Here is a 26,306-nt window from a genome sequence, read left to right on the forward strand (position 1 = left end):
GAACGATGCGGAGCAGTGGATAATCAACTTATCCATGCTCACTGAACGCCATATCCTTCAGACGCAGCTGCACGTACTCCCGACCGTTCCACTGCTTTTTTTCCGGAATGCACACCAGCTGGAGCGGCGCAACGTTGCCGATACGCTCCAGATCCTTGTAGATGTCCGGGCGGTCGAAGCCGATCACTTCGAACCTGGAACTGCGCTCTCCCTGCACCATGAATTTGACGTGGCGTTCTTTCAGCAGTTTCGGCTTGCCGACAAGGCGGCATGGCGCGGTGACGAACAGCGGCTCGCGGTTGGCAAACCCGAAGGGTGAAAACTGTTCGAGCACGTTGAGAAAGTTCGGGGTGATGTCGTCAAGCGACAGCTCGGCATCGATCAGCAGCTCTTTCTGGCGCTTCTCGACCGGCAGCATCTCGCGGCAAACTTCGTCGAACCGCTCCCTGAAGGCGGCCAACCGGTCGGGCCTGAGGGTAAAACCGGCTGCCTGGTGATGACCGCCAAACTGTTCGAGATGCTCTCGACAGTGTTGGAGCACCTCGTGAATGTTGAGATTATCGACACTTCTGACCGAGCCCTTGATCAATCCGTTCGCCCCTCCCATCACCGCGGTTGGCAGAAGGTGCTTGTCCAGCAGCTTCGAGGCCACGATACCAAGCACGCCGAGGTGCCACGCTTCATCGTAAAGAACGATGGATGAGCAGTAGCTTGCGCAATGACCGGCAACCATGGTTTCGGCTTTGGTGGTGATTTCGGCGTCGATCTCCCGACGGGAGGCGTTCAGCTCTTCAAGGGCCGTCGCGCAACGATGCGCCTCATCCGGCTCCCTGGCCAAAAGCCAGCGCATGGCAACCTCGACAGAGCCCATCCGTCCGGCAGCATTGATCCGGGGTGCAATGCCGAAGGTGATGTTCATCAGATCGAATTCGACCGGCTTGACCTTCATGAACGCCAGCATCGCTTTCAGGCTCTCCCTCGGCGAACGGCGCATCAGTTCGAGCCCTTCCCGGAGATAGACCCGGTTCTCGTCTGTCAGCGAAACCAGATCGGCAGCAGTCGCGATGGCCACCAGATCGAGATACTGCACCCAGCGGCTTCGAGGCCATCCCTGCGTTTCGACGATCGCCTGCACAAGCTTCAGAGCCACACCGCAGCCGCAGAGCTCCCGAAACGGATAACTGCACCCCTCGACCTTCGGATCGAGAATAGCGTGGGCCGCCGGAAGCTCTTCGGCTTCGTGATGATCGCAAACGATGACGTCGATGCCCCGGTCGGCGCACGCCTGCACTTCATCGAGCGCCCGAATCCCGCAATCGACCGTAATGACGAGCCTCACTCCCTGCTCGACGGCATAGTCGAGACCAGCTTCCGAAAGGCCATACCCCTCGCTGAACCGGTCGTTGATGTAGTGGCAAACACGGGCCCCCATCTCACTGAGAAACAGCGAAAGCATGGCCGTTCCGGTCGTACCGTCAACATCGTAATCGCCGTAGATCATGATGGGCTCACCACCCGATACCGCCTTCAGAACGCGCGTGACGGCCAGCTTCATCTGGTTGAACAGAAACGGCGAGAGCACATCGTCGAGCGACGGACGAAAGAACTGGCGTGCCTCCTCGAAGCTCGAAATACCGCGATTGCAGAGAGCAGCCGCAATCGGCATACTGACGTTGATCGATTCGGCAAGCCCTTGTACCAGGGTAGGTTCGGGATCGAGACGGGTCCAGCGGTAGCGTTTCATGAATACGGTTTTGAATCGAAAATGCAGGTCGGTGAATGTACGGATATTTGTCCCTTCAGAAAAAAAGAAGCCGGCAGTTGCTCAGCCTTGAGAGCCGTATCATTGCAAGAACTTTGAAAATAGCATAAATTAGAAATTCGAGTGTATTTAATCATCTATCCGGACAAGCAGCGCCAGCCTCTGCATTTTCAGCGCCGGATCCCGCGGTCTCTTCGGCCGTCATTCAATCATTCTGAACGATTTTGTGATGAACAAGCTCACCACCATTGAAAGCCATTTTCTCCAGCAGCAGAAGCTCTATCCCGAAATCAACAGCGAGGTGACCGGCCTTCTGAACGATGTCGCCTTTGCCGCAAAACTGGTACGGCGCGAAGTCGTGCGCGCCGGACTTGCCGACATTCTCGGCCTTGCCGGTTCCACCAACGTGCAGGGCGAGGAGGTCAAAAAGCTCGATCTGTTCGCCAACGAACGGCTCATCAACGCCATCGGCCAGCACGGGCGCTTCGCCATTATGGGCTCCGAGGAGAACGAAGAGACCATCACGCCGCCGAAGTTCGAGTCGGGCGAATACGTTCTGCTTTTCGACCCGCTCGACGGCTCATCGAACATCGACGTGAATGTCAGCGTCGGCACCATCTTTTCGATCTACCGGCTCAAGAGCGACAACCCTTCGCAAGCGAGCATCGAGGACTGCCTGCAGAAAGGCGCTGATCAGGTGGCTGCCGGCTACGTCATTTACGGCTCGTCGGTCATGCTGGTCTACACCACCGGCCACGGCGTGCATGGTTTCACCTTCGACCAGACCGTCGGCGAATTCCTGCTCTCGCACGAGAACATCACCACCCCGGAGCACGGTAAATACTACTCGGTTAACGAGGGCTCATGGAATGAGTTTCACGACGGCACGAAGCTCTTTCTGGACTACCTCAAGGAGGAGGACAAGGCAACCGGCCGCCCCTACAGCACGCGCTACATCGGCTCGTTCGTGGCCGACTTCCACCGCAACCTGCTGACCGGCGGCGTGTTCATCTACCCGGCAACGAAGAAGCACAAAAATGGCAAGCTGCGCCTGATGTACGAAGCCAACCCGATGGCCTTCATCTGCGAGCAGGCCGGAGGTCGCGCCACCGACGGACACCGCCGGATTCTCGACATCGAGCCGGTAGAGCTGCACCAGCGCACGCCGCTCTACATCGGCAGCAAGAACGACGTGCTCATAGCCGAAGAGTTCGAGCAGGACAAGCGATGATTTTTATTAGACTTTGCAGACAACAAAACCCCAACCAAATGGCTGGGGTTTTTGTTTTTCAATTTCGATAATAGGGCAACCTCATCCTGACCTGATTACTCGCACTCACCCCTGCGACGCAACCGATTCGAACTCCGGATAGAAAATCCTTTTGATCCCGACCGCTTTACCAGTTTCCACATCCAGCGTGATGAGCACGGCGGAGAGGTGAACGTCGTCGGTGGCGCATTCGTATTTGTGGGGAGTCTGGTAGAGCATCCGGTCAACGGCCGATTTGACCTGCATGCCAATGACCGACTGGTGCGGCCCGGTCATGCCGACGTCGGTCAGGTAAGCCGTGCCTTTCGGGAAAATGCGCTCGTCGGCAGTCTGCACGTGGGTGTGGGTGCCGATGACAGCCGACACACGGCCGTCGAGGTACCAGGCCAGCGCCAGCTTTTCAGCTGTCGCTTCGGCATGCATATCAACAAAAATCATCGACGATTTGTCCTTCACCTGCTTGATAACCCAGTCGGCCGTGCGGAACGGGCAGTCGATGGGGTACATGAAGGTGCGCCCCTGCAGGTTGAGCACGGTAATTTCGCCCAGCCCGCGCGGGAGTTTGTAGGTGCCGTAACCTTTACCGTAGGTGCCTCGGGGGTAGTTCTGTGGACGGAGTACCCGTTCGTGGGTCTTGAGGGTATCGAAGAAGTTGAAGTTGTTCCAGGTGTGATTGCCGCCGGTCACCACATCGACGCCCGCTTCAAGCATCTGGTTCAGCGCCTCAAGACTCATGCCTTTGCCGTGATGAGCATTCTCGCCGTTGCAGATGACGAAATCTACCTCGTATTTCGAGATAAATCCTTTGAGCATCCGGCTGACGATCTGCAGGCCGGGATTGCCGACGACGTCACCGATGAAAAGGATATTGGTGGTTTTTGCTGACATATCGGCTTTCCTTGGTAAATCTGGTGTTTTCATTCATTTGTTGGCGTGAAGTTACACATTAACAGCCATATTTCGATCATCGGCAGAAAATTCATCGCTTCCCCGACTATGCCCTCAGGGTCGCCGGATGTGAACTTAATGGCTCCGGCTGATCGTTTCTTCTCTGATCGCGCACCCTCGCAAATCCAGAACAGGAGCGAATGCCATGGCTATCCAAAGAACCATCAGCAAGGTGTTCAGAAGCAAACCGGTCATCGAAGGCGCCGGAGTGCATCTCAAACGAGCCTTCGGATTCGGCGAAGTTCCGCAGTTCGACCCGTTCCTGCTGCTCGACGATTTCCGTTCCGGAGATCCTGAGGACTATCGCAAGGGATTTCCCTGGCACCCGCACCGCGGTATCGAAACCATCACCTACATGCTCGAAGGAGAGGTGGAGCACGGCGATAGCCTGGGCAACCGGGGCGTGATCCGGCCAGGCGGATTGCAGTGGATGACCGCCGGCAGCGGCATCATCCATCAGGAGATGCCGGAGGGAGACCGGAACGGCAGGATGGGCGGCTTCCAGCTCTGGGCGAACCTGCCCGCGTCACAGAAAATGACCAGGCCACGGTACCGCGACATTACCGATTCGCAGGTGCCGAAGTTGAAGCTTGACAACGGCGTCACCATCTCGCTCTTCAGCGGCAGAATCGGGGATACGGTCGGCCCCGTGGACAACATCGCGATCGACCCGGAATATCTTGATATCACCGTTCCCCCATCGACCTCTTTCACCCATCCGGTCAAACGGGGGCATACAGCGCTCGCCTACGTTATCGAAGGCAGGGGCATTTTCTGCCATGCCAACGAGCCGTTTTCACATGATACGGAGGGGGTCAACTATTTCGACATGAAACCCGAACGGTATCAGGATAATGAAACCCTCATTCTGTTCAGCGATGGAGACAGCGTGACGGTCAGCACGGAAAACGATCCGGTCCGGTTTCTGCTCATCTCGGGCAAACCGCTCAACGAGCCGGTCGCATGGTATGGCCCGATCGTCATGAACACCAGGGAGGAGTTGCGCGCCGCCTTCGAGGAGTACCAGAACGGCACATTCATCAAGGAGCACTGAACGGAACCGGCGTTTGGTCGAATTGAACGAGACGGGCTATTTTGAACGATACACCGCACCAGAAAATCCATCAACTCCAGATCCATGTTCGTGAATCCAGTAAAGAGAGCGATGAGAGCGGCAGGCTTGCTGATTCTTCTCCTGCTGAACCTCGGGACAATCGCGCTCCTGCTTGATTCGGGACATGTTTCAGCGGAAGCGATAAAAGAGGCGTTTGCCGCCATGCAGGAGTACCAGCGCCTGAACCCTGCAATCGCGCCACCCCGGGCGCTTGCCGTCATCGACTACAGCCAGCCGTCATATGTGAAGCGGATGGTCATCATCAACCTGAAAACCGGTCGGCAATCGTTCTATCGGGTCGCCCACGGCAAAAACTCCGGCGAGCTTTACGCGCGGCGCTTTTCCGATGTGCCGGAGACCAACATGAGCAGCCTCGGGCTGTTCCGCGTCACCAGACTGTATTACGGCGAACACGGCCTCGCGCTGAGGCTTGACGGCCTCGACTCGCTGCGCAACGGCAACGCCGCCAAGCGAGACATCGTGCTGCATCAGGCGCGGTACGTCTCCATCCCCTACATCCTGCTGAACATCGCAACCCTGCATGGTCCGATGATCGGGCGCAGCAACGGCTGTTTTGCTGTCTCGAAGCAGAACATCGGCGAGGTGGTGCAGAAGCTCCACGCTGGAGGATTCATCTACGCATGGTCGCCTGAGAACAACTTGCCACGAAAATAAAGAAGCCCGGCTGAAAACCGGGCTTCTGCGTTATGATGTGCTGCCTTGCGGCAAGAATCACATGGCGTCGATGATCGCGTTGAGCGTACCGCTCGGGCGCATGGCTGCGGCGGTCTTTTCGTCATCGGGCTGGTAGTAGCCACCCATGTCAACCGGGCTGCCCTGTGCGGCGATCAGCTCGGCGTTGATGAGCTCCTCTTTCGCGGCGAGCGACGAGGCCACACCAGCGAAACGTGCTTTCATCTCGGCGTCAGAATCCTGCGCGGCAAGAGCCTCAGCCCAGTAAAGGGCAAGGTAGAAGTGACTGCCGCGGTTGTCAATCTGACCAACCTTACGAGCGGGCGACTTCTGGTTGTCGAGGAACTTACCGATAGCCTGATCGAGCGTGTCGGCCAGCACCTGAGCCTTGGGGTTGCCGAAGGTCTGTGCGAGGTGCTCAAGCGACGCGGCCAGAGCCGAGAACTCGCCAAGCGAATCCCAGCGGAGGTAGCCCTCTTTCTGGAACTGCTGCACGTGCTTGGGAGCCGAACCGCCTGCACCGGTTTCAAACAGGCCACCACCGTTGAGCAGCGGAACGATCGAAAGCATCTTGGCGCTGGTGCCGAGCTCGATGATCGGGAACAGGTCGGTGAGGTAGTCACGAAGCACGTTGCCGGTCACCGAAATGGTGTCCTGTCCGGCACGGAAACGGCCGAGGGTGAAGCGCATGGCTTCGACCGGAGGCATGATCTTGATCTCGACGCCGTCGGTGTCGAGGTCTTTGAGATACTCGTTCACCTTTGCGATGATCTGCGCATCGTGAGCGCGGTTGCTGTCGAGCCAGAACACAGCCGGAGCACCGGTGGCTTTGGCGCGGCGAACGGCAAGGCCGACCCAGTCGCGGATCGGAGCATCCTTGGCCTGGCACATGCGGAAAATGTCACCGGTCTCGACCTTCTGCGACATGAGCACCGTACCGTCGGCATCGACCACGCGGATGACGCCGTCACCAGCAGCGGTGAAGGTCTTGTCGTGCGAACCATACTCTTCAGCCTTCTGCGCCATCAAGCCCACGTTCGGCACGCTGCCGATAGTGGAAGGATCGAACGCGCCGTTCTTGCGGCAGTCGTCCACGATTTCGCCGTACATGGTGGCGTAGCAGCGATCCGGAATCACGGCCTTGCAGTCGTGAAGCTGACCGTCGGGTCCCCACATCTTGCCACCGTCGCGCACGACGACCGGCATGGAAGCATCGATGATGATGTCGTTCGGCACGTGCAGGTTGGTAATGCCCTTGTCGGAATCGACCATCGCCAGCTCGGGACGGGTCTTGTAGACCGCCATGATGTCAGCCTCGATCTCGGCGCGTTTGTCTTCCGGCAGGGTCTGGATTTTGGCGTAGAGATCGCCGAGGCCGTTGTTGACGTTCACGCCAAGCTCGGCAAGCAATGCGCCATGCTTGTCGAACACATCCTTGTAGAACACCGAAACAGCGTGGCCGAACATGATCGGATCGGAGATCTTCATCATGGTAGCCTTCAGGTGCAGCGACAGCAGCACGCCCTGCGATTTGGCATCCTCGATCTGCTCGGCATAGAACTCGCGGAGCTTGCGCACGTTCATGACCGACGTGTCGATCACTTCACCGGCGAGCAGTGCGGTTTTCTCTTTCAGCACGGTCACCTCGTTGGCGCCGTTGACATATTCGATACGAACGGTGGTGGCGGCAGGCACGGTTACGGACTGCTCGCTGCCGTAGAAGTCGCCCTCGTTCATGTGGGAAACGTGAGCCTTGGAGTCTTTGCTCCATGCAGCCATACGGTGCGGATGTTTCTGGGCGTATGCCTTGACCGAAAGCGGCGCGCGGCGGTCGGAGTTGCCTTCGCGAAGCACCGGGTTCACGGCACTGCCAAGTACCTTGGCATAACGGGCCTGGATTGCTTTCTCTTCGTCATTCGACGGGGCTTCGGGGTAGTTCGGAACATTGTAACCATGCTCCTGAAGCTCTTTAATCGCGGCTTTCAACTGAGGAATTGAAGCGCTGATATTCGGCAGTTTGATGATGTTGGCTTCCGGGGTGAGCGCAAGCTCGCCAAGCTGGGCGAGGTAGTCGGGAATCCTCTGCTCTTCGGTCAGATTCTCCGGGAAGTTGGCGATAATCCTGCCGGCAAGGGAGATATCCCTGGTCTCGACATCAACGCCGGTTCCACGGGTAAAGGCCTGGATGATCGGAAGCAGCGAGTAGGTCGCCAGTGCCGGCGCCTCGTCGATCTTGGTGTAGATGATGGTCGATTTGCTTGCCATATCGTTGCTTTTTTAAAGGTCTTTGTTGATTGCTGACTATAAGAGAAAAAAAATTTCACCGCCCTGAACAGAAGCCGGAACGCTGCCGTTCGGGAAACAAGCGCCATTCGTACCGATCTCAGACCGGAACAAACCGCCAAACTATGTAATGCACGTTTCGTGCCGGAAAAACGCTCACTTCCATTCGTAGCCATTCCCCCGTAAAAGGGAGAAACCCGCCTCCCGGCCCTGGAAAACAGAGTCGGGTCAGCCGATGACTATGGAAGGAATGATGTCAAACGGGAGACCGGCGGAAGCCGGTGCTCCCTCAATGCTCACTTGGATGGATGACGGTCTTCGAGACCAACCCTTGTAGCAAGCTCTTTGTCATGAAGCACTTCATGTGCGAGCTTGATCATGGGGATGGTTGCGCCCATCGAACTGTACCCTCCGTCATGGAACAGGTTCTGCATGGTTACCTTGCGCGTCAGGTCGCTCAAAAGCGTCATGGTGTATTCGGCGCACTCCTCAGCACTGGCATTGCCGAGCGGAGACATCAGATCGCTATACTCGTACATCTTCTCAAAACCAGGAATACCGCTGCCGGCCTTGGTGTAGGTCGGGCTCTGCGAGATGGTGTTGATCCTGATGCCGCGATTGGCCAGCCTGGGGCCAAAACTGCGGGCGATCGATTCGAGCAGCGACTTGGCGTCGCCCATATCGGAGTAAGTCCAGTAGTTACGCTGCGATGCGATATAAGAAAGCGCCAGAATACTGCCGCCGTCATTGATAGCATCGTTCTTCAGCGCATAGGCTACCAGCCTGTGGAACGAAATACCGGAAACATCGAGGGTCCGCATGAACCACTCGTAATTCAGATCCTCGTAGGGGAGCTGCTTGCGAATGTTCTGGGACATGCCGATCGAATGCACGATGAAATCAACGGGCCCCATTTTCTCTTTGAGTTCCCTGAAGGTGTTGTCGACATCCTCGTTCTTGGAAGCATCGCAGATGAGAATCGGTGCATTGCCGCAGAGCTCAGCAAGCTCCTGGAGATTGCCGAAGCGAATGGCCGTTGCAACATTGGAAAGAGCGATCTGTGCACCTTCACGGTAAGCATGCTGCGCGATCTGCCAACCAATGCTGCTTTCATCGAGAGGGCCGAAAACAATGCCTTTTTTCCCTTTCAAAAGACCATAGTGCGCTTTCTCAGGCATGGTAAAATCCGGTTCTTTTCAGAAAATTAGGGTAGTGGTTACCCCGTTGATGATTTATTCAAAGCTGTCAAGATACAAGTTTCCGGTGAATAGTTAAACACTTATCCGGTAAAATTTACATCCTGACCCAAAAGTACCCACTGAACGCCCTCGACCAGACGCAAAAAAAGCCGTCATGAACAGACCAGGAAAAAGGTGCAATAGTCTCCTTTTCAGGGCAACTCAAATCTTGAGACGCCGCATGGAGCGGAGTTTGTTGAGCACATTCTTGTTGACGTTCAGCTCCATTTCTTCTTTATCGACCTTGACCTCCTTGAAGATCACCCTCAACAGGTTGTCTTCTCTGACGAAGCGATCCATTTCAAGGCTGTACAGCGCTCTCGGCAAAGTGATGTTGCGCTGGGCGCGATCGACCGTAACGATGATGTCGGTGCCCATCCGCTCGACGGAGACATCTTCAGCATCCTTCAGGAACGGAATCTTGATACAGAGCACATCGCGATGATCGGAGGTTGCCTCGTTCTCCTTGCTCTCGATCCAGAAGTTCTTTCCGGAATAGAAGGTCTTGTCGGGCGCTTCGTTGCCGAAAACGATCTGGCTGATGTCGTAAAGCGCGTCGGGACCGATCGGCTCGGTGCGCTGCAAGTGGCAGCGGAAAACCGGAGTCGGGTAAAAGGAGTTGTCGATCTCCATCAGGTACTTGCTGTGCAGGTCTGCCCAGAACTCGAAATACTCACCCACCGTGCGCGAGGTCGGCAGAATCTTGTTGATGACGATGCCGTCGATGTTGATGCCGTAAAGATGCACGAAAGTGTAGGCGCGCTTGGTTTCCAGAATCGAGAGTTTCTCCGGATTCAGCACCAGCCGGAAAGTAACCTCCGGGCTGAGGATAAAGTCGTTGATATCCTCCATCTGTTTGAGCAGCACGTTGACCTCGTTGAAGAAGTCCTCGTCGGGAATGTTGTTTCCGCTGAGCGGACGGGCCAGCGACGACATGCTCTTGTAAAGCTTGAAGAACTGCTTGCCCATGTTGCCGCCGATGATGATTTCGGGGTAGGCGAGCAGGCGCAGCGTATTGCCTGTCGGCGAAGTGTCGAGCACCACGGCGTCCCACTTGCCGGACTGGGCTTCATCGACCAGGCGGGAAAGCGCGAAAATTTCGTCGAGACCGGGCTGTGTGGTCAATTCAGACGCCATGCCGCTGTCGAGCCCCTGATTTTTGTAGGACGAAGAGACGAACTTCTGGAAGCCCGACATATTCTTCTTCAGCTCGTAGATGGTATCAACTTCGAGACCATAGAGGTTATTCTCGATCTTCAGGGGCTCGTTACGGCCAATCTGCACGCCGAACACATCGGAAAGCGAGTGGGCCGGGTCGGACGACATGATCAGCACCCGTTTACCCTGGCGGGCAAGGGCAACCGCCGTGGAGGAAGAAATGGTGGTTTTACCCGTTCCTCCCTTGCCGGAATAGATGATAACCCTCGGTTGAGATTGATTCTCGGTTAAATCCCTCGAAAGCATGCGGTACTCTCCTTTTGTGCGGCCTGAAAAATGAACCCGTTGGAACAAGAATGTGAAGTTAGCACTTTTCCCCGTTTCTTCTCAAGGGCATCGCTAAAAAGTGTAATGAAGAGGCTGAGAGCAAGGCGGATAGGGCGCCGAAACCGAAGCATCGGAAGCTTTCAGACTGAGGAGTTCGAACAGCTTCGTCAGATGAAGAAAATCTTTTTGGCGAGCGCGTGTTCGAGTCGAAGCATGTACTCCTCGTGAGGAATTTCGATAGCGCCGAGGCTTTCGAGATGCGGATTCATGATCTGGGCGTCGAGCAGACTGAAGCCCTTTTTGCGCAGATAGCCCACCAGCCATGCGAACGCGACTTTTGAGGCATCGCGCTCGAAAAAGAACATCGACTCGCCGAAAAAAGCCCCACCCATCGACAGGCCGTAAAGCCCTCCGGCAAGCTCGCCATTCTGCCAACTCTCTACGCTGTGCGCCAGCCCGAGCCTGTGCAGTTTGAGGAAAACCTCGATGATCTCCTCCGAAATCCAGGTCTCCTTTTCGACAGCACGGGGCAAGGCGCAGGCGCGGATTACCTTTTCGAAAGCCGTATTCGTTTTAATGGTGAACTGCCCCTCGTCGATGACGCGCCTGAGACTTCGTGAAGGGCGGAACGTATCGAGCGGCACAACGGCGCGCTGGTACGGCTGGCACCAGCTCACCGTGCCTTCGCGGGAGTCGGCCATGGGGAAAAAGCCGTGCCGGTAGGCGCGCAGAATATCCTCGACTTTAATCATGCCACGAACTGCTTACCCGCGTTCCCGAAGCTGCGCTGCCGTCACCAGCAGCTCATCGACCTGCCGTTTGGGGACGTGATGAATGGCGTGCTGATCGCGCCAGTAGCGAATATCGCCGCCCGGCTCGATCTGGTCGATCACCACGGTCTCGACAGGCTTGCCAAGCGCGACCACCATGAGTACCGTCCATGAATCGGGAAGATCAAGTTCACGCATGAGCCGCTCGCGATCGATGGCGGCCACGATGCAGCCGCCCAACCCATGCTCTGCCGCGCCAAGCAGGATGGTCTGCGCCGCGATGCCGCTGTCGCAGGCCGCGCCCGCAGTATCTTCGTTGCGACACAACACGACGAGTCCCGCTGGCGGACGCTCGCCCGGCTCCGGCCCAAGCCACTCTTCGAGGTAGCCGGCCCACTTCAGGCACGGGAACACCCCGTCGAGCATCTCGCTGCCTGTGACCGGAAGGAAGCGCAACAGCTGTCGATTGGCCGCCGAAGGCACGTAGCAGGCCAGCTCCACCAGATCGCGAAGCGTCGAAGCGCTCACCTCAACACTTTCGTCAAACCGCCGGATACTGCGGCTCCGGGTCACCAGCTCCCTGAGTTTCATGGGCGTCCACCCTCACCGCGGGTATCCCGCCACGCTGCATCGGTGAACATCTTCAGATCATCCCACCGGCCCGATGCGATCCACTCGGCGATATAATCGACCGTCCGCGAATAGTTGAGCGGAGTCCCCGGCGGCTGGGCAAGCCACTCCCTGAGCACATTGCCGTCGAGCTTGTGCATCGCCATACCATAGCCGAGCTGCACCATCGCAAGCGCGTTGGACTCCTGCTCGATCTGTCCGTCCAAGGGCCGCAAAAGCATTTTCTTGCCGAGATGCAGCGCCTCGCCCGGAAGCTCGAACCCCGCATTACACACCACGCCGCTGCACTCCATCAGGTCGCGCAGAAATCCTTCCCGGGAATAAGCTCTGAACGAAAGATGCCCATCGTCGCGATCTTCGCTCACCTTGCCATAAATGAAAAAGCGGAACGAGGGGAACGGTTCCAGAAACTCCTCGATGTCTTCGATCTCCTCGAACGGCAGATAGACCAGAATCTTCTTCGGATCTTCTTCAGGCCGAACAGCCTTGTACAGAGTTTCAGGGATGACCGGCGGAAAGATCGGCTGATTGAAATGGTCCCAGTGCAGGCCCGCATTGTATCGGGCAGGGGCGAAGTGAAGCAGGGTGTACTTTGCAAACAGGCTGCCCCGCGCTAACGGAACATGGTAGGGAAAAGCGTACTGGTGACCGAACCCCACGCTTGGCAGCCCCTTCATCCGGGCAGCCATCGAAGTAACCGGCTCGAAGTCGGTGATCACCAGATCGACCCCGGCCATATCGAGCGATAAAACATCAGACCAGTGCCTCACGAAATCGAGCTTGAACATGGTCTCGACATAGTTCATCTTCCCTTTGCGGGTCACCAAGGTGAAGCCCTTGAGCACTTTGTAGGGAGCGAACACCTCGATCTCCCGCAGTTCCGACTCCTCCCTGCCGCTGATGATCACCTCGACCTCGTGCCCATCCTCTTTGAGCTTTCTGACCAGTTCCCTGCTTCTGCTGATATGGCCGTTACCGGTTCCCTGAACACCGAAAAGGATCTTCATTCACTACGCTGTTTTATGCCTTTGCCGGCCGCAAAAGCCGGTCGTTCGATAGCCCTAAATTTACGGAAATCCCGATCATAACGGCAAATACTGTCACGAGGTTGACACAGAAGAGTCGCGGGAATGGACGAAGTGGACGTTGTGAGCGCGGTGGACAGGAACCAACCAGCGCCGAAGCCGCTTCGGGGTTCACATTCAGTCGGGTTTTAACCCGACGGACACTCTCCCTCTTACATTTACATTGCCCCAGACTTTAGTCTGGGGATCGAGATAACATAAAATTAATCAGGGCTTTAGCCCGATTTCTTGTTCTGGTGATTTTTGTGAGTGCCGCCGGAACAATAACCGCTCCCTTCACCCCACCACTTTCAGATTGGCGTACTGCACCATCAGCGTCTTTTCTCCGGCGTTGCGGAAGTTGATTTTCACCTTCTGCTTCGCGCCGGTGCCCTGCACGTCGAGCACCGTGCCGGGGCCGAAGATGGCATGCTGTACCCTCGTACCGGGGCGGTATTCGCTTTTGGCCGCTCCAGTGGGGCGCGCCGATCCGGCGGGTTTGACGGTCGGCACCTTTCCAGACGGGCTGCCCGGCTGCGGCCTGAGCGACGAGCCGAAAACCGGGCGTCCGGCCATTGCCGTCGCGGCGACCTTTTTCGGGCTTTCGGAGAGCTTGCGCCCCCTTCGGTGACGATAATGTCGGGGTCGATTTCGTTGATGAAGGTCGAGCGCAGGCACATCTGCGGCTGGCCGTACATGTAGCGGCTCTGCGCCCACGAGAGGAAGAGCTTGGTCTGCGCGCGGGTGATCGCCACGTAGAAGAGCCGCCGCTCCTCCTCGAGCTCGCCCGGCTCGTAGCTGTTGAGCGGAAAGAGCCGCTCCTCCATGCCGGTGACGAACACCACCGGAAATTCGAGACCTTTCGCCGCGTGCACCGTCATGAGCGAGACGTAGTTGTCCGACTCCTGCGTTTCGTCGTAGTCCGACGCCAGCGAGATGGTCGCGAGGAAGTCGCCGAGTGTGGCCGCGTCGGGATTGTGGTCGGCGAAGTCGCGCGTCATCGAGAGCAGCTCTTGCAGGTTTTCGTGCCGGGCAAGCGACTCGGGCGTGTTCTCCTCCTTCAAGAGCGAAAGCAGACCGGTCGTTTCGTAGAGCATCGAGAGCACGTCATAGGCCGTGCCCGCTTCGGCCTGCTGGCGCATCGCCTCGATGAGGCTCGCGAACCCGGTAAGCGCATTCACCAGCCGGGCCTGAAATCCCCCCTCGCCCGCGTGAACGACCGCCTCGTAGAGCGACATGTTCCGCTCCTCGGCGAACTCCTTGAGCTTGTTGATGCTCACGTCACCGATCTTGCGCGGCGGAAAGTTGATAACCCGCAGGAGCGACTCGCTGTCTCGCTCGTTCAGCACGAGCCGCATGTAGGCCACGGCGTCCTTGATCTCCTTGCGCTTGTAGAACGACACGCTGCCGAAAATCTTGTACGGAATGCGGTTCTGCCGCATCATGTCCTCGATCACGCGCGACTGGGCGTTGGTGCGGTAGAAAACCGCGAACGACCGGTACTGCGCACCCTTCGAAAGCCGGATCGAGTTGATATGCTCAGCCACCTTCTCGGCCTCGCGCTTTTCGTTGAACGCCTCGATCAGCGTGATCGGCTCACCCATGCCTGCGTTCGCCACCAGCTCCTTCTTGATCTGGCGCGTGTTGCGGCTGATGACGCTGTTGGCCGCGTCGAGAATCGTTTTGGTGCTGCGGTAGTTATCGACCAGCTTGAAGAGCTGCGCGTCGCCGTAATCGTCGTTGAAGTTGAGCATGTTCGAGATGTCCGCCCCGCGCCACGAGTAGATCGACTGCGCATCGTCGCCCACGACGAAGATGTTCTGGTGCTTCTCGGCGATCATCTTCGCGACCAGGTACTGCACGCGGTTGGTGTCCTGGTACTCGTCGATGAGCAGATACTTGAAATACTCCTGCAACTGCGCCAGCACCTGCGGATGCTCGGTGAACAGCTCGATGGGCTTGATGAGCAGGTCGTCGAAATCGAGCGCGTTGTTTTCGCGTAGCTTGTGCACGTAGCGCTCATAGACCAGCGAAATCTTCTGCGACTGGTCGTCGATCGCCTTGCGATGAAACTCCGGCGGCAAGACAAAGCTGTTCTTGGCCTTGCTGATCGCCGAGTGCACGAGGTTCACCGGCAGCGTTTCGGGCGACAGGTTCAGCTCCTTCATGCACTGCTTGATGAGGCTCTTGCTGTCGTCAGCGTCGAAAATCGAGAAGTTACGGTCGTAGCCAATCAGGTGGATGTAGCTGCGCAACAGCCGCGCGAACACCGAGTGGAACGTGCCGATCCAGAGGCTGGAGGCGCTGCCATATTCGAGGATGCCGTCGATACGCTGGCGCATCTCTCCCGCCGCCTTGTTGGTGAAAGTCAGGGCGAGGATGTTCTGGGGCGAAACCCCGACGTTGCGAATCAGGTGCGCGATGCGGTAGGTGATGACGCGAGTCTTGCCCGACCCCGCGCCCGCCAGCACCATCACGGGGCCTTCGGTCGCAAGCACGGCCTCACGCTGAACGTCGTTGAGTCCCTGAAGAAAATCTGTCAAAGCTGCTGAAAATAAAAGGTTAGCGGCCTCAGCTTCCGGATGGGGAGTGGCAGGCCGTCACAAAGCTCAGAAGAATTTCGCACATCCAAGCTCGAATACCAACGCTGACATCAGAAAAAAACCGTCATCAAACCAGCTTTTCGGTCTTCGTCGCCATGATGACGTCGTTCAGGTGGATGCCTCCGATGGCGTGTGTCCACCACGAAACCGTCACTTTGCCCCATTCGGTCAAAAGTGCCGGATGATGCCCCTCGGATTCGGCGAGCTGGCCAACCCTGACGGTAAAGTCGAGCGCATCGTTGAAATCCTTGAACGTAAAAACCCTCACAAGCTTCGGAGTACCGGAATCATCGACAACGTTCCAGTCCGGAATGTGGGAGAGCTGGCGTTGAAGCTCTTCCGGAGCCATGGGAGCTTCCGTCCCTTCGCAGGGCACACAATGTTTCTTTTCAAGCTGTGTCATGATGTATTCTCCCGTCTTGAGTTCCGCAGATCAGCCCCTTCTGGCTTCATTGGAGACGTCACCGGAGTGCGGTTTTGACCTCCCCGTTATTCTCAACTGCACCATCCATTCCAGAGTTGCACGCAGGGCTTTTCCGGAAACCGGAAACCCGCCTATCCCCCCTCTTTCTTTTCTTTTTTCCTTGCTATATTAGGCATCAGAAATTTCCAGCCACAACACTAGCCATCCTCCCCGCTCAACAGTTCAGGCATGTTTCCTCTTGTTTACGAAATCAATACGCGCGTCTGGCTGAGAGAGCTTTCGATCAGGCATGGGCAGACAATCACGCTTGCCAATGTGCCCGACGAGGAGCTGGAGCTGCTTCGCTGCGGCCGTTTCACCTTTGTGTGGCTGATGGGAGTCTGGAAACGAAGCTGCTACAGCGCGGCAATCGCAGCTTCGCACAAGGGGCTCCGCTCGGAGCTGCTCGATTACCTCCAGGACTTGCAGCCTGAGGACATCGTCGCCTCGCCGTATGCCGTTGCCGACTACAAGGTCAGCGAAATGCTCGGCGGCGAAGAGGGTTTGCTCGTCTTCCGCGAGCGGCTAAAAAGCATGAACATCAAGCTCATGCTCGATTTCGTGCCGAACCACATGGCGCTCGACAACCGCTGGCTGCCCGAGCATCCCGAACTGTTCGTTTCGATGACGGAGGACGATCCGGAAGATGCCTGTTTCGAGTTCACCAAAGGCCAATTCCTCGCTCACGGCAAGGATCCCTACTTCCCCCCGTGGAGCGACACCCTGCAGCTCAACTACGCCAATCCCGCCACACACGACATGATGATCCACAACCTGTTGCACGTCAGTGATCTGTGCGACGGCGTGCGGTGCGACATGGCGATGCTGCTGATCAAAGAGGTGTTCGACACTACCTGGGGAAGCCAGTACGGCGAAATGCCCGGAGAGTTCTGGCCGACCGCGATCCGGCATATTCGCGAAAAGCATCCCGACTTCATCTTTCTGGCAGAAGCCTACTGGCACAAGGAGTGGGCGCTGCAGCAGATGGGGTTCGACTTCACGTACGACAAGAACTTTTATGACTTCCTCGGCAGCTTTCCGGTCAACATCCTGAAACTTCGGGATCACCTGCTGTGCGACCCGGAATACCAGGCGCGCCTGTGCCGCTTCATCGAAAACCACGACGAGGATCGTGCATCCGAATGGTTCGGCAAGAACCACGCGGTCGCAGCGCTGGTGCTGCTCACCTCGCCGGGCATGACGCTGATCCATCAGGGCCAGCTCGAAGGCCTGGTCAGGAAAATCCCGGTCCAGATCATCAGAAGTGCTGAAGAGAAAGGGCATGAAAAGCTCCTGCCGCTCTACCTCAAACTCTTCGAACTCAGGCTCGATCCGGTTTTTCAGGAGAAGGGACGCACCGAATGGCTCAACCTGAACGCGGCTGATCTCTCGCTCTGTTTCGGCTACTGCCGTTCGACTTCCGACTCGCACGCATTCGTGCTCGCCAACTTCTCAAGCCACGGAATCGATATCGAATTCACCCATCCGGCGCTGGATGGCCTCGACAAAAGCTCCATCACAGCCTACTCGACCCGCTTCCCGGAACCGCTCCAGGAGTGGCAACTGAACGACAACGCCACCGGCCTCCACCTCAAGCAGAACGAAGGCGTCCTGCTCATGGTGAAAAAGCCCGAGACCTGATCCGTCTTCCGGCAACAAAGCATCATCCGGAACATCCATTTATCAACCATTCCGACACGCACTCACACCGATGAACTTCCACCTTACCACCATCGCCTGCAAAACCGACCAGCCGATCGACATCATCGACATCACCGATGACGTGCGTGCGGCGCTCGAAGCCACTGGCCTGAAGCAGGGCACGGTCACGCTGCTCAGCCGCCACACCACCGCCTGCATCAACATCAACGAGCGCGAGGAGCAGCTCAAGCAGGACATGACCACCTTCCTGAAGCGCTTCATACCGAAGGATGGCGACTGGCTGCACAACCTCGACACGATTGACGGACGCGACAACGCCCACTCGCACCTGCTCGGGCTCTTCATGACCAGCTCCGAAACCGTGCCCTTCGCCGACGGCAACCTCCTGCTCGGCCAGTGGCAATCGATCTTCTTCATCGAACTCGACGGTCCGAGGGAGAAACGCGAAGTGCTGGTACACATCCAGGGCGAATAAAGAGATCGGGATCTAAAATCGCTCTTACATTCAGGCGGGTTTTAACCCGGCGGACATTCAGCCTCTTACATTCATGTTGCCCCGGTTTTTAAACCCCGGGGTCGATGGAATTCTTTTCTTTCAGGGCTTCAGCCCAATATCTTGTGCAACCGATCATTTCGATCATGCAGCATATGGTCTGAGATGTAGGGGCAACCCTTGCGGTTGCCCCTACGAAAAAACCTCTTTATATCATCTCATTCCGATCCCGATTTCTGAAAAGAAAATCCTCCCCCCAATCGGAACCATAGAGGAGTTCGGGCGGTTGAAAAAACAAGTACTTTTCTTCCGCCTGAACTCCAGATTCCGAACCTATGACCGAGGCCCTCTCGTCACCTGTTTCGCAAGGCTATAGCCTGCTTTCGACAATCCATGATCCCGCCGACCTCAAGAAGCTGAGCATCAGCCAGCTTGAGCAGGTGGCCGCCGAGTGCCGCAGAAAAGTAATCGAGCTGGTGTCGCAGCATGGCGGCCATTTCGCTTCCAGCCTCGGCGTGGTCGAGCTGACCGTCGCGCTGCATCACGTCTATCAGAGTCCGACCGACCGGTTCATCTGGGATGTGGGCCATCAGGCTTACGTGCACAAAATGCTGACCGGACGACTGGAACAGATGGACACCAACCGCCGCTACAACGGGCTGGCGGGCTTTCCGAAGCGCAGTGAAAGCGCGCACGACGCTTTCGACACTGGCCACGCCTCGACCTCGATCTCCGCAGCGGCAGGCATGGCCGTGGCGCGTGACCTGGCCGGGCGGTCGGAAAAGGTGGTTGCGATCATCGGCGACGGCAGCCTGACCGGCGGCATGGCCTTCGAGGCGATGAATCACCTCGGCGACGTGAAGTCCGACGTGCTTGTCATCCTGAATGACAACCAGATGGCGATTTCGCCAAGCACCGGCGGACTGAACAACTACTTGGTAAACCTGCCGCTGAACAAGACCTACAACAAGCTCCGGAAGTTCGTCTGGGACAGCATTTCCCTGATGCACAACGATATCGGCGAAACGGCCAAAACCGCCGTGCATCGGCTTGAAGATGGCATCAAGGCGGCCTTCACACCCGGTGCGTACTTCGAAGCGCTCGGCTTCCGCTACTTCGGCCCGATCGACGGGCACAACATGGAGCAGCTCACCAAGGCGCTAAGCGAAATGCGTTCGCTGCCGCACCCAAAGCTGCTGCACGTCATCACCAAAAAGGGCAAAGGGTTCAAGCCCGCCGAGGAGAACCAGCCCAAGTGGCACGCCAGCGCAGGCGGCTTCGACATCGAGACCGGCGCGAATCTGAAGGCTCCGGGCAAACCCGCGAAGCCGAAGTACCAAGAGGTGTTCGGTGAAGCGCTGGTCGAGCTGGCGCTGAAAGACCAGACCATCACCGCCATCACCGCCGCCATGCCTAGCGGCACCTCGCTCGACCTGTTCCAGCAGGCGATCCCGTCGCGCTTTTTCGACGTCGGAATCGCCGAGCAGCACGCTGTCACCTTCTGCGCCGGTCTGGCTCTCGGCGGCTTCAAACCGGTCTGCGCGATCTACTCGACCTTTCTGCAACGCGGCTACGACCAGCTCATCCACGACGTGGCGCTGCAGAACCTGCACGTAGTCTTTGCCATCGACCGCGCAGGCCTCGTCGGCGAAGACGGCCCGACGCACCACGGCGCGTTCGACCTGTCGTACCTCAACGCCGTACCGAATCTGACGATCATGGCTCCGGGCGACGAGCAGGAGCTGCGCGACATGCTCTACACTGCGCTCTACGAAGTGAAAGGCCCGGTGGCCATCCGTTACCCGAGAGGCACCGGCACCGGCGCTACGCTGCACAAAGAGTTCACGCCGATTCCTGTCGGCAAGGGCCGCGTGCTGCGCGAAGGCGACACGGTCGCACTGCTCGGCATCGGCTCAATGAGCCAGAGAGCACTCGAAACCGCCGAACTGCTCGAAAAAGCCGGGCTGAATCCGCTGGTCTGCGACATGCGTTTCCTCAAGCCGCTTGACACCGAGATGATCGACATGGCCGCAGCCAAATGCAAGCACATCGTCACCATCGAAGAAAACAGCATCATCGGCGGCTTCGGCAGCAGCGTGACGAGCTACCTCAGCCACGCCCATCCCGGCATGAAGAGCATCAGCTTTGGCCTCCCGGACGACTTCGTCACGCACGGCAGCATGCAAGAGCTGTACAAGGAAGTGGGACTGGACGCGGAGACGCTGGCGGAGAAGATTCAGGAGTTCTGCAAGGTGGAGGCGTAGAGCGTTAAGGAAAAAATCGTGATTTTTGGTAGGGGCAACCCTTGCGGTTGCCCTGATTTATCAGTTTGCACAGAGTTCCGAGTTCACCCACAAAAGGGCAACCGCAAGGGTTGCCCCTACACTACATCACCGAAATCACCCGTTCACACCATCCAATCGTAAGGCAGCATCGGCAGCACGACCATCATAATCCGCAACGTCACGTTGGCGAAAATCCCCGCCAGCACGTCATCGGCCATGATACCCCAGCCACCAGGAAGGTTTTGCAGGCTATCGACCGGGCCGGGTTTGAGGATGTCGAAGAGCCTGAAAAAGATGAATCCCAGCAGCACCACAAACGGCGTGACCGGCAGGAACGCGAGCGCAAGCCATTGCCCGGCAACCTCGTCGATCACCGCCTGCGAGGGATCTTCGCCATACTCCTCCTCCATCACGCCGCTCGCCCAGACGCCGAGCGCAATCGTCGCCAAAATAATCGGCATCAGCACAAGCGGGTTATGCAAAACGGGAATGAAAAAATACGCAAGCGCCGCACCCGCACTGCCGACGGTGCCCGGCGCAAACGACGCGTAACCGAGGCCGAACGCGCTGCCGGTGATCTTTGCCAGAATGGCGCGCATGGCGTCAGCGCCCCCCTTGCGGGTTCGGGAGAAAGAGGCTCCGGTTGCTGATGAGGTAGGAAATCCCCGTCCAGGCCGTGAAAAGGGTGATGGCGAGCATCACGTAATCAAGCCAGGGCGAATGGAGAATTTCATCCATGACAGCTCCGACCTTGCTGCCGAAAAAGGTCTTCTCCTTCAACAGGATAAAGAGCATGACGATGTAGGCGAACAGATTCTGCGCGAAGGTTTTGTACTTGGCCTCCTTGCTGGTCACCACCGGATGATCGATGTGCTCGGCCCAAACGCGCAGCCCGGTGACAATGATGTCGCGAGCCGCCACCACCAGCACCATCCAGAGCGCCAGATAGCCCTGCCAGACGTAGAACAGAAATGCCGTAGTGATGAGCAGCTTGTCGGCCAGCGGATCGAGGAACGCGCCGAGCCGGGTCACCTCGCCATACTTTCGGGCGTGGTAGCCGTCATAAATATCGGTGAGCGAAGCCGTTACGAAAACGATGACCCCCGTCAGCTTGTACCACGCGCTATCCTGCATGAGCAGCAGCACGAAAACCGGCACGAGAATGATTCTCAGGATGGTAAGCTGATTGGAGAAAGTCATGTTGATGATGAAATTGAAGTCGGTATCCCGCCGTCTGGAGGCTTGCACGGCGGAAAGATACGTCATCCTGCACTTTTTTTCAATGCCGCCCGCAGAGAGCGTGCCGAGAACATCAGCGGATTTCAACCACCGTCACGCCTGCGCCGCCCTCCTGCAAGCTACCGAGCCGGAAGCTCTTGACGCGCGGATGTTGCTTGAGAAATTCAGCCGTGCGCAGCCGCAACGCGCCGGAGCCTTTGCCGTGAACAATGGTGCCAGACGGCATCCGGTGCATCGCCAGCGCGTCGATGAAGCGGCCGATCTCGGCGATCGCCTCGTCGCCGGTCAGGCCACGCAGGTCGAGCCGAGTCGATTCGAGCGTTGACGCTTTGACCGACCAGCTTTTGGATGAAGCCTGAGGAGTCGATCCCTCCTTTTGCAGCTTTTTGGCTCCAGCGCGGGAGATCTTTTCAAGTCCGCGCAAGGCGGTGGTGAGCCGGAAATTACCGCACTGCACCACGGCAGAATCGCCCTGGATCGACTCCACCTCGCCGGTAGTGTTGGTGTCGCCGATCCGCACCGTGTCGCCGGGGCGGATGCTCAGGTCGGCCTGCGGCGCAACTTCCCGCTCGACGGCCTCCTCTTTCGACGCGGCCTCCTGCTTCATCCCGGCCAGCCGTGTACGCGCCTTGTGCAGCGTGGGCTCGTCGCCGGGATGCTCCTTCACCTCGCGCACGAGGTCGCGAATCTCCTTGCGCGCCTGTTCGAGCTGGCGGTTCAGGTCGCGGAATCCCTTGCTTTTCAGCTCCTGCATCTTTTTGCGCAGCTCGGCCCGCTGCAAGGTCAAGGTCGAGCGAATCGATTCGGCTTCGAGCCGTTCGCGCCTGAGTTCCGTTTCCAGCTCGCGGTTCTGCGCCGCAGAGTGCCGGAAATCCTCGATCATCTCCTCCAGCCCGGTGTGGCCGGTCGTGAGGAAGCCCGAAGCGCGGTTGACGATTTCGTCCGAAAAGCCCATGCGCCGCATCATCGCGAAGGCGAAGCTGTTGCCCGGCACGCCTTTGAGGAAGCGGAAGGTCGGCGCAAGGCCGTTGCGGTCGAACTCCATCGCGCCGTTCACGACGCCGTCGCGCCGGTGGGCATAGACTTTCAGCTCGCCGAGGTGGGTGGTGACGACCGTCTTCACATCCCGCGTAATCAGTTCCTCGATCACCGCGCGGGCGATGGCGCTCCCCTCCTCGACGTCGGTGCCGGAGCACAGCTCGTCGATCAGTACGAGGCTGCCCGGCACGGCGCGGTCGAGAATGTCGCGGATCGCCGCAAGGTGAGAGCTGAAGGTCGAAAGGTCGTTCTCGATGGACTGCTCGTCGCCGATCTCGATGAACAGCCCGGCGAAGTGCGGGAACTCCGAACTCTCGCTGCACGGGACGAGATAACCGTGCTGCAACATGCAGCAGAGCAGGCCGACGGTCTTCATCGCCACCGACTTGCCACCCGCGTTCGGCCCCGAAATCACCAGCGCCTGCTCGTTTTCGCTGAGCTCCATGTCGAGCGGCAGCACCTTCTCCTTCGAGAAACCGTGCGAGATGAAGAGCCACGGATGGTACCCTTTGACAATCTTCAGCCGCCGCCCCGCCGAGAGTTGCGGCAGCATCGAGCCGGTCTCGACGGCGAGCCGCGCCCGCGCGTAGAGCGAGTCGAAAGCGGCCATGATCCGCTCGTTGTGGCGTACGTTGTCGAGTTCCTGACGAACTCCGCTGGAAAGTGCCTTCAGGATGCGCTCGATCTCTCGCCGCTCGGCGATTTCGAGCTCCTGGATGCGGTTGCTGATTTCGAGCGTTTCGGCAGGTTCGACGAACACCGTCTGGCCGGTCTGCGAGTAGTCCTGGATGTAGCCGTGCAGCCGGTGTTTGTTCTCGACCCGGAGCGCCAGCACCTGCCGACCATGCCGGAAACCGACCGTCTCCTCCATCAGCCACCCCTCGTTCTGGCAGCGCCGCAGCAGCCGCTCCATCTTGCGACGCAATCCATCACGCGCCTCGCTGAGGCCGTTGCGGATGTCGAGCAGCGCGTCGCTGGCCGTATCGCGCACCATACCCCGCTCGTCGATGGCCAGCGCCACGGCGTACTGGATGCTCTTTTCCAGCCAAAGCGCGATGGTCAGATCGTTCAGTTCGGGATAGATGTCGCGGTTGGAAAACATGAACCGCCGAAGCTGCGCTGCACTTTGCAGCAACGCCGCGATGTCGAGCAGCTCCTCCGGATCGAGCCAGCTTTCGAGCACCTCCAGCTTGTCGAGCAGGCGGCGGGTATCGGGCAGTTGCGAAAACGGCAGCGGCGCGCCCTCGAAGAGAAAGTTCTTCAACTCCAGCACCCGCTTCAGCTCCCGCTCGGTCTCACCCGCCAGAGGAGCCTCCATCCGCTCCACGAGGTCGCGCCCCATCTCGGAAATACAGAACCCGGCAGCATACCGCGCCACCTTATCGAACTCAAGCTTTTTGAGAAGGGAGATTGACTCTGTTGTTGTCGATTCGTCCATGTTCACCATATCACCATTTCACTTCGTTCACGCTTCTGGCCGCCAAGATAAAAGATAATCCCGAAAAAGCTGAGGGCGAGGGATTTTGTTGGGGGGGGGGGGGGGGAAACGGAGGACTTCGACGTGCCGAAAAAAATCTGTGGGCTGTGGTGCTCAGATTGACCGGAAAATGCGAGCTTTTTTCTGCTGAAACACTACATTTATTGGAAGGAAACTTTTGCTGGATGGACGGGTGCCGCGATTGAGCACCGTAATCAAGTGGTCTTATACTGATCCGCATAAGACCACTTGATAAATCGAGGAAAACGCGGTAAAATTTTAAAATTATGAGCGTTGCGAGATATTTTCGATACTGTCTGGATGCGTCTTATATGGGCTGAAAATCAAAAATCTGCCTCTTATGCGGATCAGCATAAACAATGTTAGCGCTTGACGATCGGAAAAACACTTTATGATTACAGATCAGCAGGCAAACCCAGAAGCCACCCGATTACCAAAGGAATTTGTTGATCGGCTGACTAAACCTTTTGTGCGTTTCTTGCACATTCAGTCAGCTAGTGGGGCAATTCTTATATTGTTCACTGTTGCCGCTCTCGTTCTATCCAACTCACCGTGGGCCGACTCGTTTGAACATGCCTGGGAGACACAGGTTGGTCTTCAGCTTGGGACGTTCGAGTTTGCCCGTTCGCTGCGCGAATGGATCAACGATGGTCTGATGACGCTGTTTTTCTTTCTGGTCGCATTGGAGCTTAAGCGAGAGTTAATTCTCGGAGAGTTGAACAAGCCTCGCATGGCCGCGCTATCCATAGCAGCCGCCCTGGGCGGCATGATCGTCCCGGCTGCGATATATCTGGCGCTGCAATCAGGACAACCCGGCGAGCATGGATGGGGCACGGTCATGGCAACTGACACGGCGTTTGTCATCGGTTGCTTGGCACTGCTTGGCTCGCGCATACCTCAAAGCTTACGCGTGTTCATGTTGTCTTTGGCGATCTTTGACGATATCGGTGCCATTCTTGTCGTCGCCATCGGCTACAGTAGCAACATTGTCTGGGGTGCGTTGGCGCTGGCTACGCTTGGCCTGGTGATTATACGCGCCACGGCAATGCTCGGCTTTCGCAGTTTTCCACTCTACTTCCTGGTGGGTGGGGTCATCTGGCTTGCAGTGGATGCGTCCGGCATCCACGCCACCATCACTGGCATGATACTTGGTTTGATGACTCCAGCCCGCCGATGGGTCAGCGATGAGCGCTTGTACGCGATATTGAGTCAGGTTATTGCGCATCCAGCCAGTGGCGAAAGCAGTGCGGATACGAAAGATCGGCAGACATTGCAGGTGGCCGAGATTGCCGCGCGTGAAACGCTGTCTCCAGTAGAGCGCCTGGAGATTGGCTTACATCCCTGGGTGGGTTTTGTCATCATGCCGCTCTTCGCATTTGCCAACGCCGGGTTGCCACTTACTTTAAATGACCTTGGTAATTCAGTCACCGTGGCAATTTTCTCAGGTTTCGTGCTTGGTAAGCCTGTTGGTATTCTGTTATTTAGCTGGCTAGCTATACGTTTACACATTGCGATTCGACCCCCAGGACTCGATTGGCGGTTGCTCGCAGGCGGTAGCTTGCTTGCAGGAATTGGCTTCACCATGGCGCTATTCATTGCGAATTTGGCTTTCGGCAAGAACCTAATTGACAGTGCCAAGTTGGGAATCTTCCTCGCATCCATGTTTTCCGCAGTGGCAGGTCTCGCACTGTTGATGTGGTCGCCTACACGTGGAAGAACTCATGAAGTGGATCACGCATGAAAAGCGATTCATAAGAGAATGGAGCAA

Annotated in this window: 19 protein-coding genes and 1 pseudogene; 7 read left to right on the plus strand and 13 right to left on the minus strand. The window is 57.5% G+C overall.

The window, feature by feature from the left end; translation table 11 throughout:
* Nucleotides 1-28: 28 nt before the first annotated feature.
* Nucleotides 29-1,744 carry a single-stranded-DNA-specific exonuclease RecJ gene (recJ, locus tag CPAR_RS08510; protein WP_012502908.1) on the minus strand — a complete coding sequence of 572 codons (1,716 nt, stop codon included), beginning with the start codon at nucleotides 1,742-1,744 and terminating at the stop codon, nucleotides 29-31.
* Nucleotides 1,745-1,991: 247 nt separating this feature from the next.
* Here recJ and fbp point away from each other — a divergent pair, with 247 nt between their 5' ends.
* The gene (fbp, locus tag CPAR_RS08515) at nucleotides 1,992-2,993 is read left to right on the plus strand and encodes a class 1 fructose-bisphosphatase (RefSeq protein ID WP_012502909.1); all 1,002 of its coding nucleotides are present in this window, start codon (nucleotides 1,992-1,994) and stop codon (nucleotides 2,991-2,993) included.
* 105 nt (nucleotides 2,994-3,098) lie between these two features.
* Here the strand turns inward: fbp and CPAR_RS08520 are convergent, their stop codons facing one another.
* On the minus strand, nucleotides 3,099-3,920 hold the full coding sequence (locus CPAR_RS08520) for a TIGR00282 family metallophosphoesterase (protein WP_012502910.1): 822 nt from the start codon (nucleotides 3,918-3,920) through the stop codon (nucleotides 3,099-3,101).
* A 205-nt stretch (nucleotides 3,921-4,125) separates the two neighbouring features.
* Between CPAR_RS08520 and CPAR_RS08525 the strand changes: the two genes are divergently transcribed.
* Nucleotides 4,126-5,034: a pirin family protein gene (locus tag CPAR_RS08525; protein ID WP_012502911.1), complete on the plus strand. Its 909-nt coding sequence runs from the start codon at nucleotides 4,126-4,128 to the stop codon at nucleotides 5,032-5,034.
* 111 nt (nucleotides 5,035-5,145) lie between these two features.
* On the plus strand, nucleotides 5,146-5,769 hold the full coding sequence (locus CPAR_RS08530; RefSeq protein ID WP_012502912.1) for a murein L,D-transpeptidase catalytic domain family protein: 624 nt from the start codon (nucleotides 5,146-5,148) through the stop codon (nucleotides 5,767-5,769).
* 57 nt (nucleotides 5,770-5,826) lie between these two features.
* Here the strand turns inward: CPAR_RS08530 and CPAR_RS08535 are convergent, their stop codons facing one another.
* The 8 genes and pseudogenes from CPAR_RS08535 to CPAR_RS08570 form a co-directional block, all read right to left on the minus strand.
* On the minus strand, nucleotides 5,827-8,052 hold the full coding sequence (locus CPAR_RS08535) for an NADP-dependent isocitrate dehydrogenase (RefSeq protein WP_012502913.1): 2,226 nt from the start codon (nucleotides 8,050-8,052) through the stop codon (nucleotides 5,827-5,829).
* A 314-nt stretch (nucleotides 8,053-8,366) separates the two neighbouring features.
* Entirely contained in the window at nucleotides 8,367-9,248 is an 882-nt protein-coding gene (locus CPAR_RS08540; RefSeq protein WP_012502914.1) for an enoyl-ACP reductase, read from the minus strand.
* A 222-nt stretch (nucleotides 9,249-9,470) separates the two neighbouring features.
* Complete coding sequence (locus CPAR_RS08545) at nucleotides 9,471-10,772, minus strand: ArsA family ATPase (protein WP_012502915.1); 1,302 nt, start codon at nucleotides 10,770-10,772, stop codon at nucleotides 9,471-9,473.
* Nucleotides 10,773-10,960: 188 nt separating this feature from the next.
* Nucleotides 10,961-11,545, minus strand: a complete 585-nt coding sequence (aat, locus tag CPAR_RS08550; RefSeq protein ID WP_012502916.1) for a leucyl/phenylalanyl-tRNA--protein transferase — start codon at nucleotides 11,543-11,545, stop codon at nucleotides 10,961-10,963.
* A gap of 12 nt (nucleotides 11,546-11,557) precedes the next feature.
* Nucleotides 11,558-12,154, minus strand: a complete 597-nt coding sequence (locus tag CPAR_RS08555) for a nitroreductase family protein (RefSeq protein ID WP_012502917.1) — start codon at nucleotides 12,152-12,154, stop codon at nucleotides 11,558-11,560.
* On the minus strand, nucleotides 12,151-13,200 hold the full coding sequence (locus CPAR_RS08560; RefSeq protein WP_012502918.1) for an MJ1255/VC2487 family glycosyltransferase: 1,050 nt from the start codon (nucleotides 13,198-13,200) through the stop codon (nucleotides 12,151-12,153). The genes CPAR_RS08555 and CPAR_RS08560 overlap by 4 nt, the downstream gene beginning before the upstream one ends.
* Before the next feature lie 354 nt (nucleotides 13,201-13,554).
* Nucleotides 13,555-15,800 (minus strand): annotated as a pseudogene (locus tag CPAR_RS08565) (ATP-dependent helicase).
* Between the two features lie 127 nt (nucleotides 15,801-15,927).
* Complete coding sequence (locus tag CPAR_RS08570) at nucleotides 15,928-16,263, minus strand: 4a-hydroxytetrahydrobiopterin dehydratase (RefSeq protein WP_012502919.1); 336 nt, start codon at nucleotides 16,261-16,263, stop codon at nucleotides 15,928-15,930.
* Nucleotides 16,264-16,512: 249 nt separating this feature from the next.
* Here CPAR_RS08570 and CPAR_RS08575 point away from each other — a divergent pair, with 249 nt between their 5' ends.
* From CPAR_RS08575 to dxs, 3 genes are all read left to right on the plus strand, one after another.
* Nucleotides 16,513-17,964, plus strand: coding sequence for an alpha-amylase family glycosyl hydrolase (locus CPAR_RS08575; protein ID WP_012502920.1), 1,452 nt, complete (start codon nucleotides 16,513-16,515; stop codon nucleotides 17,962-17,964).
* A 70-nt stretch (nucleotides 17,965-18,034) separates the two neighbouring features.
* Complete coding sequence (locus tag CPAR_RS08580; protein ID WP_012502921.1) at nucleotides 18,035-18,460, plus strand: secondary thiamine-phosphate synthase enzyme YjbQ; 426 nt, start codon at nucleotides 18,035-18,037, stop codon at nucleotides 18,458-18,460.
* A 353-nt stretch (nucleotides 18,461-18,813) separates the two neighbouring features.
* Nucleotides 18,814-20,742, plus strand: a complete 1,929-nt coding sequence (gene dxs / locus CPAR_RS08585; protein ID WP_012502922.1) for a 1-deoxy-D-xylulose-5-phosphate synthase — start codon at nucleotides 18,814-18,816, stop codon at nucleotides 20,740-20,742.
* 143 nt (nucleotides 20,743-20,885) lie between these two features.
* Here the strand turns inward: dxs and CPAR_RS08590 are convergent, their stop codons facing one another.
* The 3 genes from CPAR_RS08590 to CPAR_RS08600 form a co-directional block, all read right to left on the minus strand.
* Complete coding sequence (locus tag CPAR_RS08590) at nucleotides 20,886-21,362, minus strand: phosphatidylglycerophosphatase A family protein (protein WP_012502923.1); 477 nt, start codon at nucleotides 21,360-21,362, stop codon at nucleotides 20,886-20,888.
* Nucleotides 21,363-21,366: 4 nt separating this feature from the next.
* Complete coding sequence (gene pgsA, locus CPAR_RS08595) at nucleotides 21,367-21,963, minus strand: CDP-diacylglycerol--glycerol-3-phosphate 3-phosphatidyltransferase (RefSeq protein WP_041466344.1); 597 nt, start codon at nucleotides 21,961-21,963, stop codon at nucleotides 21,367-21,369.
* A gap of 112 nt (nucleotides 21,964-22,075) precedes the next feature.
* Entirely contained in the window at nucleotides 22,076-24,478 is a 2,403-nt protein-coding gene (locus CPAR_RS08600; RefSeq protein ID WP_041466345.1) for an endonuclease MutS2, read from the minus strand.
* A gap of 451 nt (nucleotides 24,479-24,929) precedes the next feature.
* Here CPAR_RS08600 and nhaA point away from each other — a divergent pair, with 451 nt between their 5' ends.
* Nucleotides 24,930-26,279: a Na+/H+ antiporter NhaA gene (gene nhaA, locus CPAR_RS08605; protein ID WP_012502926.1), complete on the plus strand. Its 1,350-nt coding sequence runs from the start codon at nucleotides 24,930-24,932 to the stop codon at nucleotides 26,277-26,279.
* The last annotated feature ends 27 nt before the right edge of the window (nucleotides 26,280-26,306 follow it).

The sequence above is a fragment of the Chlorobaculum parvum NCIB 8327 genome, assembly GCF_000020505.1.
Classification (GTDB): domain Bacteria; phylum Bacteroidota; class Chlorobiia; order Chlorobiales; family Chlorobiaceae; genus Chlorobaculum; species Chlorobaculum parvum_A.

Coding starts and splice junctions, on each gene's coding strand:
- aat (WP_012502916.1), bottom strand. CDS start 11,545: ATGATTAAAGTCGAGGATATTCTGCGCGCCTACCGGCACGGCTTTTTC.
- CPAR_RS08580 (WP_012502921.1), top strand. CDS start 18,035: ATGAACTTCCACCTTACCACCATCGCCTGCAAAACCGACCAGCCGATC.
- CPAR_RS08570 (WP_012502919.1), bottom strand. CDS start 16,263: ATGACACAGCTTGAAAAGAAACATTGTGTGCCCTGCGAAGGGACGGAA.
- pgsA (WP_041466344.1), bottom strand. CDS start 21,963: ATGACTTTCTCCAATCAGCTTACCATCCTGAGAATCATTCTCGTGCCG.
- CPAR_RS08540 (WP_012502914.1), bottom strand. CDS start 9,248: ATGCCTGAGAAAGCGCACTATGGTCTTTTGAAAGGGAAAAAAGGCATT.
- CPAR_RS08555 (WP_012502917.1), bottom strand. CDS start 12,154: ATGAAACTCAGGGAGCTGGTGACCCGGAGCCGCAGTATCCGGCGGTTT.
- recJ (WP_012502908.1), bottom strand. CDS start 1,744: ATGAAACGCTACCGCTGGACCCGTCTCGATCCCGAACCTACCCTGGTA.
- CPAR_RS08575 (WP_012502920.1), top strand. CDS start 16,513: ATGTTTCCTCTTGTTTACGAAATCAATACGCGCGTCTGGCTGAGAGAG.
- CPAR_RS08560 (WP_012502918.1), bottom strand. CDS start 13,200: ATGAAGATCCTTTTCGGTGTTCAGGGAACCGGTAACGGCCATATCAGC.
- CPAR_RS08535 (WP_012502913.1), bottom strand. CDS start 8,052: ATGGCAAGCAAATCGACCATCATCTACACCAAGATCGACGAGGCGCCG.
- dxs (WP_012502922.1), top strand. CDS start 18,814: ATGACCGAGGCCCTCTCGTCACCTGTTTCGCAAGGCTATAGCCTGCTT.
- CPAR_RS08590 (WP_012502923.1), bottom strand. CDS start 21,362: ATGCGCGCCATTCTGGCAAAGATCACCGGCAGCGCGTTCGGCCTCGGT.
- CPAR_RS08545 (WP_012502915.1), bottom strand. CDS start 10,772: ATGCTTTCGAGGGATTTAACCGAGAATCAATCTCAACCGAGGGTTATC.
- CPAR_RS08530 (WP_012502912.1), top strand. CDS start 5,146: ATGAGAGCGGCAGGCTTGCTGATTCTTCTCCTGCTGAACCTCGGGACA.
- nhaA (WP_012502926.1), top strand. CDS start 24,930: ATGATTACAGATCAGCAGGCAAACCCAGAAGCCACCCGATTACCAAAG.
- CPAR_RS08600 (WP_041466345.1), bottom strand. CDS start 24,478: ATGGACGAATCGACAACAACAGAGTCAATCTCCCTTCTCAAAAAGCTT.
- CPAR_RS08520 (WP_012502910.1), bottom strand. CDS start 3,920: ATGTCAGCAAAAACCACCAATATCCTTTTCATCGGTGACGTCGTCGGC.
- fbp (WP_012502909.1), top strand. CDS start 1,992: ATGAACAAGCTCACCACCATTGAAAGCCATTTTCTCCAGCAGCAGAAG.
- CPAR_RS08525 (WP_012502911.1), top strand. CDS start 4,126: ATGGCTATCCAAAGAACCATCAGCAAGGTGTTCAGAAGCAAACCGGTC.